Annotated in this window: 17 protein-coding genes and 1 pseudogene; 8 read left to right on the top strand and 10 right to left on the bottom strand. The window is 67.6% G+C overall.

Translation table 11 applies throughout. The annotated features are described in order from the left end of the window. The 3 genes and pseudogenes from aspA to JYA52_RS02980 all read right to left on the bottom strand — a co-directional run. Window positions 1-201: pseudogene (aspA, locus tag JYA52_RS02990) on the bottom strand (aspartate ammonia-lyase); the annotation flags it as partial. A 9-nt stretch (window positions 202-210) separates the two neighbouring features. Next, a complete protein-coding gene (locus JYA52_RS02985; protein ID WP_205651663.1) occupies window positions 211-1,329 on the bottom strand; it encodes an asparaginase in 1,119 nt (372 codons plus the stop codon). Between the two features lie 33 nt (window positions 1,330-1,362). Further along, entirely contained in the window at window positions 1,363-2,082 is a 720-nt protein-coding gene (locus JYA52_RS02980; RefSeq protein WP_205651662.1) for a FadR/GntR family transcriptional regulator, read from the bottom strand. Window positions 2,083-2,317: 235 nt separating this feature from the next. Between JYA52_RS02980 and JYA52_RS02975 the strand changes: the two genes are divergently transcribed. Both JYA52_RS02975 and JYA52_RS02970 read left to right on the top strand, forming a co-directional pair. Next, window positions 2,318-2,638: a helix-turn-helix transcriptional regulator gene (locus JYA52_RS02975; RefSeq protein ID WP_240459889.1), complete on the top strand. Its 321-nt coding sequence runs from the start codon at window positions 2,318-2,320 to the stop codon at window positions 2,636-2,638. After that, entirely contained in the window at window positions 2,635-3,861 is a 1,227-nt protein-coding gene (locus JYA52_RS02970) for a type II toxin-antitoxin system HipA family toxin (protein ID WP_205651660.1), read from the top strand. The genes JYA52_RS02975 and JYA52_RS02970 overlap by 4 nt, the downstream gene beginning before the upstream one ends. A 54-nt stretch (window positions 3,862-3,915) precedes the next feature. Here the strand turns inward: JYA52_RS02970 and JYA52_RS02965 are convergent, their stop codons facing one another. Beyond that, window positions 3,916-4,533, bottom strand: a complete 618-nt coding sequence (locus tag JYA52_RS02965) for a uracil-DNA glycosylase family protein (protein WP_205651659.1) — start codon at window positions 4,531-4,533, stop codon at window positions 3,916-3,918. 152 nt (window positions 4,534-4,685) lie between these two features. Between JYA52_RS02965 and JYA52_RS02960 the strand changes: the two genes are divergently transcribed. After that, window positions 4,686-5,048 (top strand): VOC family protein, encoded by a 363-nt coding sequence (locus tag JYA52_RS02960; RefSeq protein ID WP_205651658.1) that lies wholly within the window; start codon window positions 4,686-4,688, stop codon window positions 5,046-5,048. Between the two features lie 4 nt (window positions 5,049-5,052). Here the strand turns inward: JYA52_RS02960 and JYA52_RS02955 are convergent, their stop codons facing one another. From JYA52_RS02955 to JYA52_RS02940, 4 genes are all read right to left on the bottom strand, one after another. Beyond that, on the bottom strand, window positions 5,053-5,736 hold the full coding sequence (locus JYA52_RS02955) for a response regulator (RefSeq protein ID WP_307869289.1): 684 nt from the start codon (window positions 5,734-5,736) through the stop codon (window positions 5,053-5,055). Then, on the bottom strand, window positions 5,729-7,069 hold the full coding sequence (locus JYA52_RS02950) for a sensor histidine kinase (RefSeq protein WP_205651657.1): 1,341 nt from the start codon (window positions 7,067-7,069) through the stop codon (window positions 5,729-5,731). The genes JYA52_RS02955 and JYA52_RS02950 overlap by 8 nt, the downstream gene beginning before the upstream one ends. Window positions 7,070-7,187: 118 nt before the next feature. Continuing rightward, the gene (locus JYA52_RS02945; RefSeq protein ID WP_205651656.1) at window positions 7,188-7,511 is read right to left on the bottom strand and encodes a hypothetical protein; all 324 of its coding nucleotides are present in this window, start codon (window positions 7,509-7,511) and stop codon (window positions 7,188-7,190) included. Window positions 7,512-7,580: 69 nt separating this feature from the next. Further along, on the bottom strand, window positions 7,581-8,762 hold the full coding sequence (locus JYA52_RS02940) for an FAD-dependent monooxygenase (RefSeq protein ID WP_205651655.1): 1,182 nt from the start codon (window positions 8,760-8,762) through the stop codon (window positions 7,581-7,583). 179 nt (window positions 8,763-8,941) lie between these two features. On the opposite strand from JYA52_RS02940, the gene JYA52_RS02935 reads away from it, so the two are divergent. Then, the gene (locus tag JYA52_RS02935) at window positions 8,942-9,241 is read left to right on the top strand and encodes an antibiotic biosynthesis monooxygenase family protein (protein WP_205651654.1); all 300 of its coding nucleotides are present in this window, start codon (window positions 8,942-8,944) and stop codon (window positions 9,239-9,241) included. A 64-nt stretch (window positions 9,242-9,305) separates the two neighbouring features. Here JYA52_RS02935 and JYA52_RS02930 read toward each other — a convergent pair whose 3' ends face one another. Then, window positions 9,306-11,423: a BTAD domain-containing putative transcriptional regulator gene (locus JYA52_RS02930; RefSeq protein ID WP_205651653.1), complete on the bottom strand. Its 2,118-nt coding sequence runs from the start codon at window positions 11,421-11,423 to the stop codon at window positions 9,306-9,308. 81 nt (window positions 11,424-11,504) lie between these two features. On the opposite strand from JYA52_RS02930, the gene JYA52_RS02925 reads away from it, so the two are divergent. Further along, window positions 11,505-11,714 (top strand): hypothetical protein, encoded by a 210-nt coding sequence (locus tag JYA52_RS02925; protein ID WP_205651652.1) that lies wholly within the window; start codon window positions 11,505-11,507, stop codon window positions 11,712-11,714. Between the two features lie 58 nt (window positions 11,715-11,772). On the opposite strand, the gene JYA52_RS02920 is transcribed toward JYA52_RS02925, so the two are convergent. Then, the gene (locus JYA52_RS02920) at window positions 11,773-13,263 is read right to left on the bottom strand and encodes an amidohydrolase (protein ID WP_205651651.1); all 1,491 of its coding nucleotides are present in this window, start codon (window positions 13,261-13,263) and stop codon (window positions 11,773-11,775) included. A gap of 311 nt (window positions 13,264-13,574) precedes the next feature. Here JYA52_RS02920 and JYA52_RS02915 point away from each other — a divergent pair, with 311 nt between their 5' ends. Genes JYA52_RS02915 through JYA52_RS02905 form a run of 3 tightly spaced genes read left to right on the top strand, consistent with a single transcriptional unit; the run spans window position 13,575 to window position 16,146 of the window. Continuing rightward, a complete protein-coding gene (locus tag JYA52_RS02915) occupies window positions 13,575-13,985 on the top strand; it encodes a hypothetical protein (protein ID WP_205651650.1) in 411 nt (136 codons plus the stop codon). Beyond that, complete coding sequence (locus JYA52_RS02910; protein ID WP_205651649.1) at window positions 13,982-15,499, top strand: DUF4389 domain-containing protein; 1,518 nt, start codon at window positions 13,982-13,984, stop codon at window positions 15,497-15,499. Before JYA52_RS02915 ends, JYA52_RS02910 begins: the two co-directional genes overlap by 4 nt. Further along, window positions 15,496-16,146, top strand: coding sequence for a dihydrofolate reductase family protein (locus tag JYA52_RS02905; protein WP_205651648.1), 651 nt, complete (start codon window positions 15,496-15,498; stop codon window positions 16,144-16,146). The genes JYA52_RS02910 and JYA52_RS02905 overlap by 4 nt, the downstream gene beginning before the upstream one ends. Window positions 16,147-16,162: the final 16 nt, after the last annotated feature.

The raw sequence follows: 16,162 nt of genomic DNA, 5'->3' as shown, positions 1-16,162 counted from the left end.
GGCGAGTTTGACGGCGGCGAGGCCGCGGACCAGGTGCATGTTGGTGGAGAGCGGCTGGCCGGTGATGGGGAAGTTCTCCACCGCACGGAGCGTGTGGACGCCCCAGTAAGCGCCCGCTGGGACATCGCGATCACCGAGCAGGTCATGCTCGGACCGGACACTCAGGTCTTGCGCCTCCGGCAGGGGCAGGGTTTCGGTCATGTGCAGTCCTTAGTTGGCGTCGTTGGCAGGGACGGAGTCGTTGCCGGGGAAAGGAGACAGGAAATCAACGGCCTGGAGCAGGCCCACGGGCCGGCCGCCGCCGAGGACAGCGCCGGTGGCGATCCGCGCGAGCGGCGCGGTGTCGACGTCGAGCGCTTCCAGTGCGCGGACGGTGACCGGCAGGCGGGCGCGGTCGCCGCCGTCGGAAATCTTGATGACGAAGGCACGGCCGTCCGGCAGCCCCACGGCCTGGATGCCCTCAAAGCCGTCCTTCGCCAGCAGGCCGGGCATGAGGCGCATGAGCTCGGTGACGTCGCGGCCTTCGCCCGCCACCATCTCCGGATGGTTCCGCATGGCGTGCGCGACGGCGGCTTCCGGACTTGCCGGGGCGGACGCACCGTCGCAGGACGTGCCGTTCGGCAGTCCTGCGGACGCCAGCCGGCCGAAGGCGCGGGCCATTCCGGCGAGGGTCAGGGCGAAGAGCGGGGTGCCGCAGCCGTCAGTGCTGAGGCCGGACGGCTCCTCCCCGGTCAGCTCGGCCACGGTTTTGGCCACGAGCTGCTGCAGCGGATGCCCGGGATCGAGGTAACCCTGGACCGGCCAGCCGTTGATGACGCAGGTGGCGGCCATGGCTGCGTGCTTTCCCGAGCAGTTCTGCGTGATCTGCGTGGCCCGGCCGCCGTCGCGCAGCCAGTCCTCGCGTTCACTGGCGCCGTAGGGGAGGTCGGTGGTGTTTTCGAGGGCAGCAGCCGTGAGGCCGTGCAGTTCGAGGATGCGGGCAGCGCCGTCGCGGTGCTCGGCCGCTCCGGAGTGGCTCGCGGCGGTGAGGGCCAGGAGGTCGGCCGGAAGGTCGAGCCCTGCGCGGACCAGGGCCACGGCCTGCAGCGGCTTGAGCGAGGAGCGCGGATAGAACGAAGCCTGCGGCTCACCGGCGGAGAACAGGACGCGGCCGTCCGGCGCGGTGGCGATGAGGGAGCCATAGTGGATGCTTTCCACGAGGCCGTCGCGGGTCTGGACGGCAACCGGTTCGTGGCGCGGCAGCACTGCTGCTGAGGCGCTGCTCTTGGCGGGCACGGCTGCGGCGGGCGCTGTGAAGGAGGGGCTTGCCGGCATGGCGGGGGAGGGCATGGAGTCCTTGTGGTGGTGGATAGCTGCTTGAGGTTACTGCTTGAGGATGGCGTCGAGGGCCTCGCCGACGGCACGGAGGTGGGCGCTCATGGCGGCGCTGGCGTCCGCTGCCGAACCTGCTTCGATGGCGTCGAGGATGGCCTGGTGTTCCACGTTTGAGGCGTGCTGGCGGTCTTCCGTGACCAGGTTCAGGGTTTCGGACTGGTGTGTCAGGGCGTCCCGGATGTCGGCGACGACGCTTTCGAAAACCTTGTTGCCGCTGGCGTGGGCGATGGCGGCGTGGAAGCCGGAATCCAGCACCACCCAGGCTTCGGGGTCGGTTTCCACGGCCATCGAGGCCACCATGGCGCGGAGGATATCCAGGTCCTCGGCAGTGCGGCGTTCGGCGGCGAGGCCGGCGGCGGGGACTTCGATGTGCGGCCGGGCCTCGGTGAGGTCGCGGGCGGAGAACTGGCCGAGGACCAGGTCGTTCGCCACGTGGTCGGCGACGACGAAGGTGCCCCGTCCGGTGCGCGTCACTGTCAGGCCCAGGGCGGTGCAGGAGCGGAGGGCCTCGCGGATCACGGAGCGACTGACACCGTACTGCTGCGCGAGGGCAACCTCGGAGTTGAGCTTGGCGCCGATGGCGAGACTGCCGCCTTCGATGTCGCTGCGGATGGCGTTGAAGACCGCCTCGGCGGCGCTGAGGCGGGCAAGAGGGGAGGCAAGTCCTCCGCTTTGCTGTCCGGCTGTCCGGCTGTCTGACAGGTTCACGGTTAAGAATATGGCACGGGTCACACGGGGGTGTCAACCCTGCAAAACTTCGGCACGCGACCTGGCGACCCTAAGCGCAGGATCGACCCTGCGGATCCAATACGAACGGCCAATCCCTCGCCATGTGATCGCCCCGGTACGTTCGTGCCGATTTGGCCCTATCCTTTCTCCACTAACGGGTTTAGGCTGGGAAATATCCACAATCGGTACGAACGTGCCTATGAGGGAGCCCCAATTGGCTGAAAGTTTTCCACGGATGCTTGCGGCGCAAGTCCGCACCCGCCGCGCTGCGCTCCGGCTGAGCCAGCAGGACCTCGCCGACATGGCCGGAGTCTCCGAGCGCTTTGTCCGGTTCGTGGAGCAGGGCAAGCCCAGCGTGCAGCTGGATTCCCTCCTCGCCGTGCTGGAGACGCTGGGCCTGGAGCTGCGGCTCGCCACCCGGGCGAGGGAAGCGGCCCGCGCGCTGGTGAGCCAGCCGCCGTCGGCCGTTCCGCCGTCGGACGTTGCGTCAGACGCGGCAGCCGCGGCCGACGCCCGGGGGGAGAGGCGGCCATGAGGCACCGGGTCGCCGACATCTACAAGCGGGGCGTCTTGGCCGCGCGGCTGGAACGGCACGACGGCGGCACCAGGTTCAGCTATCTGCCCGCGTACCTGCACAACGGCGGTCCCGCCGTCGCCAGCTCGCTGCCGCTCACGCCGGAACCGGTGCTGTCCGCGGCAGGGGCGGCCCCGCCCTACTTCACCGGGCTGCTGCCGGAGGGACGCCGGCTGAACGCCCTGCGCCGGTCCATCAAGACCAGCGCGGACGATGACCTCTCGCTGCTGATTGCCGCGGGCGGGAACCCGGTGGGCGACGTGCAGATCGTGGGGCACGGCGAGCCGCTGGATCCGGAGGAGCACGCCGTCGAGGTGGATCCGCGGAAGCCGGTGGACTTCGATGAGCTGCTGGGGGACTCGGGCCTGATCGATCCCGTGGCCCTCGCGGGTGTGCAGGACAAGCTATCCGCCGGGATGATCTCCATGCCGGTGGCCAGCGCCGGCCGGCGGTTCATCCTCAAGCTCAACGCGCCGGAATTCCCGCACGTGGTGGAGAACGAATTCATCATGTTCCGCTACGCGGCGAAGCTGCGGATTCCGCTGAGCCGGGTGCAGCTGATGCGGGACGTGGCGGGCCGGCCGGGGCTGCTCGTGGAGCGGTTCGACCGTGTGCCCGTGGCGGGCGGCGCCGACCAGGTGGCCCGCCTCGCCGTCGAGGACGGGGCGCAGGTGCTGAAGCTGTACCCGGCGGACAAGTACAACGTGGGGTTCGGAACGGTGTGCCGTGCCCTGGCCGAGTACTGCGCCGCGCCGCTGCCGGCTCTGCGGAACCTGGCCATCCAGGCCGCCTTCGCGTGGCTGAGCGGCAACGGGGACCTGCACGCGAAAAACGTGTCCATGGTGCAGCAGCCACACGGGGAGTGGTCCATCGCGCCCGTGTACGACATTCCCTCCACCGTCGTGTACGGCGACAAGACCCTCGCGCTGACGCTCGGCGGCAAGCGCAGCGGCATCTCGCGGAAGCATTTCCTGGGCTGGGCCACCAGCCTGGGCCTGACGGAACGCGCGGCGACGCAGGTGGTGGAGCTCGCGCTGAAGGCGGCGGGCCCGCTGCCCGCGGACCTGGACGCCGGCACGGCTTTTGCGTCAACGCACGACGGCGGCGGCTCGCCTTTTCCGGACATGGTCACCAGGGCGTGGGTGAAGGAGCTGAAGCACCGGCGGAGGCTGCTGGAAGGGTGAGGGCACTGACGAGGCGCCCCGGCGGCCTCCCGCCGTCGTGTTTTGGCTTTGTTGCTACAGGTGCTGAATGCCCGCCCGCTGCATGGCGTCCTTGTAGATGTCCACGCTCTTGGCGAGGAGCTCTTCCTGCTTGGCCTCGGAAACAGCAAAGGCCCGCCCGCCGAGCGCGCTGGCCTTGTAGATTTTGATGCCGTTGTTCTTCAGGGACGAGTGGTAGGTCTTCTCAAAGAGGGTCAGGAAAGTGGAGGCATCCGTGCCGTGGGCAATGATGGCCGAGACCCGTTTGTTGATTTTCAGGAACTGGCGGAAGGGGCGCAGTCCGTCGGTCTTTTCCTGGACGTTGAGCGCTGACGGCATGTCCGCGTCGCGCACCCAGGGGTAGGCGTTCCACGGCATGACGTAGCGGGGTTCAAGTTCCGCGAGCTCGTAGATCTGGGTGGCCCGGCGGGCGGCTTCATCGTCGTTGAGGTGCGAGACAAACCCTGATTCGGTGCCCTTACCCGGGCTGACGTGCAAGCTGACGATCCGGCACTCATCCTCGTCATGGATGGGATCGATGTAGGGAACGATGGATCCCGGCTTCTTTTCCATGAGTTCGTCGCACAGCTGCGTTACCGCCGCGATGTTCGGTTCCTGTAGCAGGGCCTTTTTTTCGTCCCAGTCAATCGTCACGATCTCTCCCTCAGCAGCAAGGCGTCCAGAATCAGGCGTCTTGTTCCACTGTACGCTTTTGCCGGATTGGGTGCGCGGCGAGATTCTGTGGCCGGGCCCACCGCGAGGGTGAAGCCCTCGGAATATCTGACGCCCCGTGAAAGGATGACGGGGTGAAGATCACCCGACAGATTGTCGTTTTCGATGCGGCGGATCTTACCGCCGAGAGCACCTTCTGGGCCGGACTCCTGGGTGGCACGGTGGAGACCGATGACGACTGGCACACTGTGTACGTCGGCGAGGAGCCGCGGCTGGGCTTTCAACTCGCGCCCAATCATGTTCCGCCCGACTGGCCCGACGGAACGCAACAGCAGATCCACCTCGACTTGTACGTCGATGACCTGGCAGCCGCCCATGATCACGCCATGTCACTGGGCGCCCGGCTGCTGAGGCCGGCAGATGACACCGAATCGGCTGAAGGCTTCCAGGTCTACTCGGATCCGGCAGGGCATCCGTTCTGCCTCTGCTGGGGCTGATTATTCAATCCCCGAGGAGGCGGCGTTCGTGGGCAAACGCCACCAGTTGGAGGCGGGTCCGGAGGCCCAGCTTGTCCAGCACGCTTCGCAGGTGAGTCTTAACCGTGGCTTCGGAGACGAACAGGCCCTCCGCCATTTCGCCATTGCTCAGGCCCTTGGCCGCGAGCAGGAAGACGTCCCGCTCACGCGCGGAGAGGACGTCGAGGACGGATAGGTCCGGGCCTGGAGCGGGAGCGTTGCGGGCGGCATGTTCGAAGAGGGAATGGATAGATCCCGGCGCGATAACCGAGTAGCCGGAGTGAACGGTGCGGATGGCTGCCAGCAGAAACTCAGGCTCCGCGCTCTTGAGCAGATACCCGCTGGCCCCGGCCTGCACAGCCTGAACCACGGCCTGATCCCGGTTAAAGGTGGTCAATGCGATGATCCTGGGCTTGTCGATACCGGCTGCATCGGCGTCCTCAACTATCTTCCGCGTGGCCTCGACGCCATCCATCACAGGCATGCGCAAGTCCATCAACATGACGTCCGGATGCCGTTCCGTTGCCAGGGTCATCGCCTGTTTTCCGTCCCCCGCTTCGCCCGAGAGCTGCATGTCATCCTGGCTCTCAATGAGCATCCGGATGCCGGCGCGGAACAAGGCCTGGTCGTCAACGAGCGCCACCGTGATGCGCAACCCGGCATCAGCCACGGCCGTCCGCTCCCTGTTCAGCCGCTTCCAGCCGCGGCAGCCCTGTTCCCGTCAGAAGCTGTTTCGCTGCCGAGGGAGCTGCATCGTCTTCCGGATTGGCCTCCCGGCTTCCGAAGGGAATGAAGACCGTCACCCGGAAGTGGTCGCCATCAGGTCCGGCTGTCAGCCAGCCTCCGGCCAGGTGGGCGCGTTCGCGCATGCCGGGAAGCCCCCGCCCGATCCGGGGCGCGGCCGTATTGCCAGGGCCCTCCTGATCGCCGGGTCCGGTGGCCGACGCCGCGTGCAGGGTCAGGCCGGGTCCGGTCCAGTCAAAGTGGATCCTCACATCCGTGCCGCGCCCGCCATGCTTGAGCGCATTCGTCAGGCATTCCTGAACGATTCGGAAAACAGCCACCTGCTGCCCGGTGGAAAGCTCCACAGGCGTCCCGGATTCGCTAAAGCGGATCTTCAGGCTGCCTCGCTGCATGCCGTCAATCAACGCCTTGATGTCGCTCAATCGAGGCTGGGGCGTCACCATCCCGTCGTCGCGGACGCCCTCGATGACACGTTGGGCATCCACCAGTGCGCTGCGGGCTGACCGGGCGATGGTGTCCAGGGCGTTGAGGACGGCCGGGGGCTGGTCCTTGCTGAGGTACCGGGTCCCGTCGGCTTGTGCCGCTATGACCGCAAGCGAATGGGCGAGGACGTCGTGAAGATCCCGGGCGATGCGTGTCCGCTCCTGCTCGACGACCAAATCAATCTCGGTTTCCTTCAGGCTGCTCTGCGCCAACTCGCGGGCGCGGAACAGGTTGCCGCGTTCCTGATAAAGGGCAAGCAGAAGCCCGACGGCGGCGCAGGCCGCAGCGATCAGCAGGAGGAAAGCGAACAACTGCCAGCCATAGGCCAAGAGCGTCGGCCTGTCACCGTAATACACTGGCGCGTACCAGCCGACACCGCCGCCGTATCTCCACGAGAGTATGAGGAAGGTCATGATGGCCGCGAACACCAGATTGGCTCCCGCAGCGATGTAGCGCATCCGGTGTGGGGCGGTCCACAGGGTGAAGCCGAGCGCGATGAACGAGCCGATATAGATGGCCCAGTGAGTGGACGCCATCATGGGGATGGAATGGCTCAGTTGCCCGGCGAGCAGTGCAGCCGTAAATCCCAGGGACACCGCCGGGTTCCATGCTGCCGAGGCAAGAGCCAATGCCATCAGGATCAATGCCCAGTTCCCGGGCCACGCCAGGAAGGACCCTCCCATTCTGCCGGCCTCGGCCACAGACCACAGGGAGAAGAAGATGACGGCCGCCACGGGGGCGCCCCAACGCCGTGCAAAATTCAGAACTGGTTCCATGCCTGCCACCATATCCGCGGAAATCAGGCCGAACCCTGCTGATCACGGCAATCTCAACCTATAAGCCAGATGATTCATTCATCGGGCCAGTTCGGCTGCCTGCCCACTGCCCGTCGGCTTAGAGGTCGAGGCTCCAGTGAACCCGGATTGCCTCTGCGACCGGGCCACTGGCGACGTCGACCCGGAATGCAACGGGCGCGGTGCCTGTCTCTTCGATGACCGTGTCACGGTACACGCGACCGCATGACGGGCAGAGGGTATAGAGGTCCTCGTCGTCGGGCCAGGCGGCCAATCCGCCGGGGAGATTGGAGTTACGGCCGATGTAAACGGGGATGCCCTCCGAGTTGGCCTGAATCAATCCCTCGTTGCTGACAGTGTTGCCGCAGACGCAGGTGATGGTGGTGACATCATGATCGATGACTTCGGCGAATTCACTGTCCATGACGAGCACTCCGGCGGTCTAGGGAACGTTCTGCTTGTAGCTTATGCCTGCGGGTCCGCCAGCGGGACTTTACTCCGGTGACGGATTTTGGGATGACGTAAGTGCTGCGCCGGATTTGCCGACCACTGCGGAACTGATCAGGCGCGTCAAGCCGGGGATCCGGGCGAGGCGGATCACCGCACGGCGCATCAGCACGGCGTGGCGGGTGGCGGGGACGAACCAGTGCGCGGCCGAAACGCCCGCCTTCTGGTGCTCCAGGACCAAAGGCCGGATGCGCGTTTCGAAGGAGTCCAACGCCCGTCCAAGGTCCGGTTGCTTCTTCAACTCATCTGCCAACACATAGGCGGCGGCCATTCCTAGCGAGGCTCCCTGGCCGGCGAGAAGGGACACTGCGGCTGCCGCATCACCGACCAGGACGGTGCATCCCGTATGCCAGCGGGGCATTCTGATCTGCGCGACCTGGTCGTAGTAGAGGTCCCTCGGGCAGTGGCGGAGGGCTGCCGGGCAGATCCACTCCAGCCTCCCGTACCTGGAGCGGAGCATGTCCTGCGGATCGTCGGGCCGGGCCGGGTCGTCCGTGCGGTGCACGGCCATCGCCGTGATTGTTCCGTCTCGCAGCCGGTAGAAAAACATGGCCTCGTTGCGGGTGTCGGTGACCGCGAACCTGTCACCCACCAGCGAGGCGACCTCCGGGTCCCGGAAGGAATAGGCGCCCACGTGGAAGCCAAGATAGTGGAGGAACTCAGGCTCCGGCCCGAAAACCAGCTCCCTGATCACTGAATGGATGCCATCCGCCCCGACGAGGAGATCCGCCTCAAGTGATGCCCCGTCGTCAAGCGTGGCGGTCACGGAAGCGCGGCTCTGCGTGACGGCCAACACCGTGCGGCCGTAGCGCAGATGCACGCCTGGCGGCACGGCTTCGCGGATGGCCAGTTCCAAATCAGGACGCAGCATGCTGACGAGTTCACCCCTGACGACCTGAGCGAACCTGGCAAAGGGCAGGCTTGCCCGGGCCCTGCCGCGGCCGTCCACATAATCCAGCCGTTCCACCGAATAGCCCAGCTCCCGAATCCGCGGGATGATGCCCAACGCCGTTGCAGCCTGCCAGCCCGGACCAAAGAAATCGACCATGTAGCCCTGCGGCCGCGGTCCGGCGGCCTGCTCCACCACGACCACGTCCCAGCCGTCGCCCGCCAGGAAAGCCGCAGCAGCGAGCCCGCTGATGCCGGCCCCGCAAATGATCGCCTTCATGGGAATCCCTTTCCCGGGTCATCCGGACCTTCGGCCGGGCCGGACTCTTCGCCTAGGGCAGTACCCACGGTACGCTCCGCCTTCCTCGGCGCCCACTCGTTTCCCTGCTCCGCTGGGGAACGCGTGGGGAACGGTCGCGGCCTACGGTGAAAGCGAGATTCTGAAAGGAGGTGAGACCGATGGCAGACCACTACGCCTCAGGAACCTGGCAGGTGAAGCAGGGCTGCGACCAGGAGTTCATCGAGCGGTGGACGGAGTTCCTTCAGTGGTCCCGGGTGAACTACCCGTCGATCGTGGTGGCGAACCTCATTCGTGACCGACGCGTCCCCGGTCACTATGTTTCGTTCGCGGAGTGGACCGACGAGGCGTCCCGGAATGCGTGGAAGCAGAATCCGGAGTTCATGGCCCATTTCGATGCCTGCGCTGCGTTGTGCGAGCACATGAACGGTGCCGATTTCGACCGGGTAGCGACCGTATGACGCACCGGCTCTGACGCCCGGCCCCTTGGCGCCCAGCCCCTTGGCGGGCGGCTTGGGCCGGCGATCAGGCTGTCCGGTGTGCGGCATCGAGCGTCCGTAGCGCGCCGAGTTGCTCGAACACTGTAGCCGCTTCGTCCAGCAGGTGCCGGTCAGCCGGGCCGCCCGTGCCGGCGAGTGCGGCCTGCAGCTTGGAGCGGGCGGACCAGAACGGCTGGTGGGCCCGTTCGTAGAGGCGCGCGGCCGAGAGGAACCGTTCGCGTGCCCCGCCCGCGTCCGCGTCGGCCAGCGCCAGCGAACCGCGGGCGGACTCGGCCATGGCAGTCCAGGCCGAACTTTGGAAGGAATGCGCAACCTTCTCTGCCGCCTGGGTGAATACGCTTGCGCCCGCCCGGTCACCCAGTGCCGCGAATGCTTCGGCCGCCATCGGATACAGCAGGGCGGTGCAGGTCGGACATTCGCCGTAGCGCGCCGCCGCCGATGCCGCGGACCGTACAACGCGGACCGCCTCGGCAGGAGTGCCGCGCTCCAGCGCGTCCAACGCCGCCGTCGCATACAGCCGGCCCCACGCGTGCTGGGCCAGGGGCGACACCACGGCGATCGCCATTCCGTGACGAAGGTACGCCGCGGCCGCGCTGCTGTCGCCACGCATGACCGCGAGCTCGCCAAGCCGCTGCCAGGGCAGCACGCCGGAGCGGGTATCGAGCTCGGCGTACAGTTCCGTGCTGCGCTCCAGGCATCCCGCCGCCTCATCCCAGCGCCCCTGCAACAGGAGCGATTCCCCGAGCAGGCACCACGCGAACGCCTGGGCGTGGCGCGCGCCCCGGTTGATGGCCAGAGCCAGCGTGCCGCGGGCATAGTCTTCGACCGTCTCGCACAGCCCGTCCCCGTAGAGGTGGTACTCACCGATGCAGCAATGGAATTCGAATATCCTTCCCAGCCGCGGATCCTGCTCGCCCGCATCACCCAGTCGCTCGATCTCGGCCTGAAGACCGGGCCGCCATGCTCCGCGCATATGACAGATGATGGCGAGTGTTTCCTGCACCGCGGCGACGTCCTCGCCGGTTCCGTGGGCCCCGGCCGCCGCCAGGCTGGCCTCCGCTGCTGATTGCGCCTCGTCGTAGCGCCCCACGGCCCACAGCCAGTTCGCGCGCGCCTCGAGAACCCGCGCCTTTTCGGCCTCGTCCTTCGTGCCTGCCAGCAGGCCCTCGGCCGCCCGAACGTGCCTCTCAGCGGAGGCCGTGTCCTGCGTCATGAGGCAGGCCTGCGCGGCTTTGCGGTGCAGCCGGGCCGAGCGGGCATTGGCGCCGGAACCGCGCAGGCGCGTTATCGCCCCGGCGAACGCTGTGACCGCACCCTGAAAATCGCCCGACATCAACCGCAGGCCACCGACCTGCTCGAGCAACTCTCCGGCCAGCTCAGGCTCCGCCGAGAGGCCTGAGCGGATCTGCTCGAACAGCCGTTCCGTGGCGGGGTCTGGTTCGACGCCCAGTTCCCGGTCCAGCGCTGCGCGCAGACGCTCGTGTTCCTGCATGGCCTCGTGCCGCCGGCCAGTCAGCGCCAGCACGCGCATCAATGCGGCGCCTGCCTCTTCGTGGACGGGATCGGCCGCGATGACCCGCCGGAGTGCCGACACGGCGCCGTCGAAGTTCGCACGGGCCTCCAGCAACCTCGCCTGTTCGACCAGCAGCGCGAGGAAATCTGACCGGAGTGACACTTCCTTGGCTGTTGCCCAGTCCTCATACCGGTCCTCCGGCAGCAGATCCCCCTCGTAGAGGCCGATCGCTGCCGCGTACGCGGCCGGGTCGCCGCTCCGGCGTGCCCGCAAAGCCGCAGCCTCGAACGCATCAACATCCACCCACGTCGACTCGCGGCGCAGCCGGAACTGCTCGCCCGAGATGAGGTACCGGTCCAGTGCCGACAGGCTCGGATCCAGGATGCGGCGGGCCTCATGGACCACCTTGCGAAGCTGACCGCCGGCCGCCTCCGGGTCCAAGCCCGGCCACAGGTAATCCAGCACCTGCTCCCGCTGCAGCCGGTGACCGGGCGCCAACGCCAGAAGCTTGAGCACGGCCTTGGCCTTCCGCAGGCGCCACTCGCCGTCCGGGATGTCCCGCGCGCCCACCGACACGCGGAAGCCGCCCAGCAGCCGGATACGCACCTCGCCGTCGACCGCCGCCGTCACCCCTCTAGAATCCCACTGCCGCGCCGCCAATGACAGAGACGACAGCTTCCTGATGGCCGTGTCCGGTGGGACGATTCCACTATGAGCGAGACAACAGACCCTCCGGATCACGGCCCCCACCAGCACGCCCACGCCGCGCCCACGACCCAGCAGATACGTACTGTGGGTCAGCGCCGCCGCGACGCTGAAGAGAAGCTGGAGCAGCACCTTCAGGAAGCACGCCACAAAGACCATCCGCACCACGGTGAGGCCGCGGAAGAGGATGGACCTGAAACCGGTGGCAAGCCCTGAGCTGCGGCATGGCCAGGTGTGCCATCGGTCGTTTGAGGACAGCGCGGGGCTATGAAACCTAAACTCCGGGGCCCCGGTGGGTGAACCGCCCCGCCACCAGCGTCGCGGCCACCGGCATTTCGGCGAAAACGGCATCAGGAACAGCCCACGGGTCGCCGTCGAGCACCGCAAGGTCGGCAGGGTCCCCGACGCGGATGCGGCTGCGCCCCCGTGTCGAGGCACGGAGCGCCTCTTCCCGCGTGAGAGCCTGCTCCGGATGCCACGGCCCGCGGCCGTCCAGCCGGGAGCGGGTGGTCGCCGCGGACATGGCCAGCCAAGGATCCAACGGGGCGACCGGAGCATCGGAGCCGAGCGCCAGCGTTGCGCCGGCATCCAGCAGCGACCGCAGCGGGAATGCCCGGTCCGTCCGGCCGCTCCAGTTGGCCTCGGCGGTGTCGCGATCGTCCAAGGCATGGGCGGGCTGCACGCTGGCGGTCAGCCCCAGTTCGCCAAACCGCGCGAAGTCCTCCCGCCGCACAAACTGGGCGTGCTCGATCCGCCCCGAAATGCCGGCCGCGGTGAAGGCGTCCAGCGCAACCCGGTTGGCGCCGTCGCCGATAGCGTGGACGGCCGGGACAAAGCCTGTGTCACGGGCACGCACCAGCAGCTCGTACAGCTCGGCTTCGCTCACGGTGAGCATCCCGTGGCCGCCGTGTGGATAAGGGTCCACGCAGTAGGCAGTGCGCGTGTTCAGCGAGCCGTCGATGAGCACCTTCAGCGGGCCCACCCGCACAAGTCCCGCTCCGCCGTCGAGCGCCTGGCCCGTGCGCATCCCGGCGTCGGCCGCCCGCTCCAGGTCTTGCGGGTAGACGCCCGCGTCCACCCGCAAGGCGGCAAAGCCGCCTGCCACGCGGCGTAGCCAGGCGTCGCGGTTCCAGGTCATTTCGAAGTCGACGATGCCCACAATCCCGCGGGCGGCGGCGTCCCGGCCGGCATCCTGGACCCACGGATCAACCACGTCGTCCGGCAACGTGCCAAGCTCCCGCGTCACGGCAAACGCCGCGTCCTCGCGCAGCAGGCCGCTGGCATCCACCCCCACGCCGTACTTTGAAGCGGCAGCTGAGTTCAGCCAGACGCAGTGAAGGTCGTGGCTGAGCAGGGCGGTGGGCACGTTGCGGGTGGCGGCGTCGAGCATTTCAAGGCTCGGCGCGTCTGCCCACACCGCATCCCGGAAACCGACACCCACCAAAGTGCGGTCCGGGGATGCGCCCGAAAGGCGGTCCCGGACCCCCTCGACGGCGTCCCGCGCGGATTCCGCCTGGGAAAGATCGACGCGGTTGGCGGCCAGGGCCCACTGCGTCATGTGCACGTGCTCGTCCCACAGGCCCGGGACGGCGAACCGGCCATCCAAGTCCACTACCGGTGCGTCGCGAGGCACCTCTCCTGCCGGTCCGAGGTGGGTGATGACTCCGCCGGCAACGCGGATATCCAGCAGCGCCGGCTCCCCGGGCTGTCTGACGGAAGCCAGCAGGAGGCCGGCCGGAGCGGGACCCGTGGCATGAGGAAGCATACGAACAGGCTAGGGGCGGACCGGCCGGGCAGCAATTCGGCGCGGCCCCGAAGACCCGCAGGGGCCGCCTCTTCACAGCAACGGTTGGAGGGTGCATTCTGGAGCTGAACGCGCGGTTCCGACAAGGACGTCGGGGGGAGGGGCCGCGGTCCGCTGACGTCAACGGTCTCGCCATATTTGGGGACTGGCATGGCTGCCCGGGCCGTCCCGCAAGAGCAGGAGATGGGGAACCTCAGCCGCATGCACAGCACCGACGACACCCAGCACATTCTTCCCCGCTTGCCGCAACCCGTCCGGGAGGTGTGATCGCCGTGGATCGCACCGTCACCCAGCACCGGCTCAAGGTCCACGTCCATATCGATGACCACCTGCAAACGGCCAGTATCGAGGTGCGCGGAACCGTTACCGTCGCCAACCTCCGCGCCCTGTACGTGATCGCCCGCAGGACCAGCGCGCTGCTGCCCGGCCGCGAAATCGTCATTGACCTCACGCATGCCCGGGCGGCCACGGACGCCGTCAGCGTCCTGCACGATCCGGTCCAGCTCAACAGCCTCGCCATCACGTCCGGCAACAAGGGTCTGCTGTGCCCGCTGCGGATCCTGGATCCGCCGCACATACACGGCAGCCACCCGGCGGAGGCCGCCGCTGCCCACCCGCTCCACGGCGAGCAGAAAAGAAGGCAGCCAAAGGGGCGGCCTTTCAAGAGGCAGGAGAAGGTATGAAACCCGGACGCATGGTGATGCTCGTGTTGGGCACGCTCTCGGCTTTGCTGGGCCTGGGGCTGGTCGCCGCTGCGGCGGGAACCGGATGGCTCAACATCCAGCAGCGGGACGAGGGCTTCTTCACGTCGTCAACCGAGCGCTTCGAAGCCAGCTCCAACGCCATCACATCCGTGGGGGTGGACATCATGGTGGGCCAGCGCCTCCCGGACGTCATACCGTCGGACACTGCGGGCAGCATCCTCATCCGCGGAGCGTCCGCCACTGCGGGCAAGGACATCTTCATTGGTGTCGCAGAGCAGCAGGATGTGGCGCGGTACCTCGACGGCGTTAGGCGGTCGGAAATCAGGGAGCTCGAACTGCGGCCCTTCAGGGTGGAATACCGGGACGTTCCCGGCACCAGAACTCCCGCCCGCCCCGGAGCACAGACCTTCTGGGCAGCCTCCGCCACGGGCGCCGGCACCCAGGAACTCCGGTGGGGCCTGCGGCCCGGCAGCTGGGCCATCGTGGTGATGAACGCTGACGCCACTGACCCCATCGCGGCGGACCTTCAGGGCGGCATCCGCTCCGATCTGCTGTGGCCTCTCTTCGTGGGACTGCTGATCGCCGGACTCGTGCTGCTCGCCATCGGCGTGCCGCTGATCGTCGCGGGTGCCATGGGTCTGGGTCGCCACGGTCCGCCGCCGCAACGTCCGACGGCGGGACCTCCCGCCGCTGTCCCCGCGGCCGGATCCCCATACACCACCAGCCCCGCCGGCAACGGCGCGGCCCCGCCACCCCCGCCGCCCGCCGCCGGGCTTTTCTCCAACGTGCCGTACCCCGCCCGCCTCACTGGCCGCCTCGACCTGGCACTGTCCCGCTGGATGTGGCTGGTCAAGTGGTTCCTGGCGATCCCGCACCTCATCGTGCTGTTCTTCCTGTGGTTCGCCCTGATCGTCACCTCCATCGTGGCGTGGTTCGCTATCCTGTTCACGGCCCGGTATCCGCGCTCGCTGTTCAACTTCAATGTGGGCGTGCTGCGGTGGAGCTGGCGGGTGTCCTTCTATGCCTTCACGGCCATCGGCACGGACCGCTACCCGCCCTTCACCCTGGCCCGCACCGACTATCCGGCCGACTTCGACGTCGACTACCCGGAGCGCCTCTCGCGCGGCCTGGTGCTGGTCAAGTCCTGGCTGCTCGCCATCCCGCATCTGCTGATAGTGGGGGTGCTCGCCGGGACGACCCGGGCTTGGGTGGCGTCCGACGACGACTGGTCCGGGTACGGGGCGCGCTACACGTCCGGCGGTGCGTTTTCGCTGATCGCACTGCTGACGTTCATCGCCGCCGTTATTTTGCTGTTCACCGGCCGCTATCTCCCGAGCCTGTTCGACCTGCTGCTCGGCCTGAACCGCTGGGTTTACCGCGTCACCGCGTACGTGGCACTCATGCGGGACGAGTATCCGCCGTTCCGCCTGGACCTGGGTCCGGCCGATCCGGGAGAAACGCTGCCGACCAATCCTCCGAAAGGCGCACCATGAAACTCACGGTCCACACATTCCTGACCCTCGACGGCGTGATGCAGGGCCCTGGCGGCAAGGAAGAGGATCCCAGCGGCGGTTTTGAGCTCGGAGGCTGGCTGGTCCCGCACGCGGACGATGACATGGGCAGACTCGTGGACGGCTGGTTCGCCGAAGCCGACGCCATCCTCCTTGGACGCACCACGTACCAGCTGTTCCAGCCCTACTGGGAGCAGGTTACGGACCCGGACAACGCCGTCGCCACCGCCCTCAATGGCCTGCCGAAGTACGTGGTCTCCAACACCATCAGCAACCCCACCTGGAACAACACCACTGTGCTCTCCGGCAACTTCCTGGAAGCCATCGACGACCTCAGGGCCGGCCCCGGCCGCGAACTCCAGGTGCACGGCAGCCACCAGCTTGCCCGCGCCCTGCACGACGCCGGGCTGGTGGACGAATACCGGCTCTTGGTGTTTCCCGTGGTGCTCGGCCAGGGCAAGCGCCTCTTCGAGGCCGGTGCCGTGCCGTCTACCTTCACGCTCGCAGGGCATAAGGCAACCGCCGCCGGGGCGGTCCACCTCACCCTGCTGCCCACCGCTTTCGGCGCCGGCGAGCTGGAAGTGGGCGAGTTCGAGGTGCGGGAAGGCCGGGAACAGGTGAGGGAGTAGGCCGCCTCTGCCGGAG

This window comes from Arthrobacter pascens, from assembly GCF_017052465.1.
GTDB lineage: Bacteria > Actinomycetota > Actinomycetes > Actinomycetales > Micrococcaceae > Arthrobacter > Arthrobacter pascens.
Note: the sequence above shows the minus strand (reverse complement) of the source record. Positions and strands in the feature narration are given on the sequence as shown.

What these genes read in the sequence shown, in the direction of transcription:
- JYA52_RS02985 (WP_205651663.1), bottom strand. Translation starts at nt 1,329, where the DNA reads ATGCCCTCCCCCGCCATGCCGGCAAGCCCCTCCTTCACAGCGCCCGCC.
- JYA52_RS02970 (WP_205651660.1), top strand. Translation starts at nt 2,635, where the DNA reads ATGAGGCACCGGGTCGCCGACATCTACAAGCGGGGCGTCTTGGCCGCG.
- JYA52_RS02950 (WP_205651657.1), bottom strand. Translation starts at nt 7,069, where the DNA reads ATGGAACCAGTTCTGAATTTTGCACGGCGTTGGGGCGCCCCCGTGGCG.
- JYA52_RS02945 (WP_205651656.1), bottom strand. Translation starts at nt 7,511, where the DNA reads ATGGACAGTGAATTCGCCGAAGTCATCGATCATGATGTCACCACCATC.
- JYA52_RS02940 (WP_205651655.1), bottom strand. Translation starts at nt 8,762, where the DNA reads ATGAAGGCGATCATTTGCGGGGCCGGCATCAGCGGGCTCGCTGCTGCG.
- JYA52_RS02935 (WP_205651654.1), top strand. Translation starts at nt 8,942, where the DNA reads ATGGCAGACCACTACGCCTCAGGAACCTGGCAGGTGAAGCAGGGCTGC.
- JYA52_RS02925 (WP_205651652.1), top strand. Translation starts at nt 11,505, where the DNA reads ATGAGCGAGACAACAGACCCTCCGGATCACGGCCCCCACCAGCACGCC.
- JYA52_RS02920 (WP_205651651.1), bottom strand. Translation starts at nt 13,263, where the DNA reads ATGCTTCCTCATGCCACGGGTCCCGCTCCGGCCGGCCTCCTGCTGGCT.
- JYA52_RS02910 (WP_205651649.1), top strand. Translation starts at nt 13,982, where the DNA reads ATGAAACCCGGACGCATGGTGATGCTCGTGTTGGGCACGCTCTCGGCT.
- JYA52_RS02905 (WP_205651648.1), top strand. Translation starts at nt 15,496, where the DNA reads ATGAAACTCACGGTCCACACATTCCTGACCCTCGACGGCGTGATGCAG.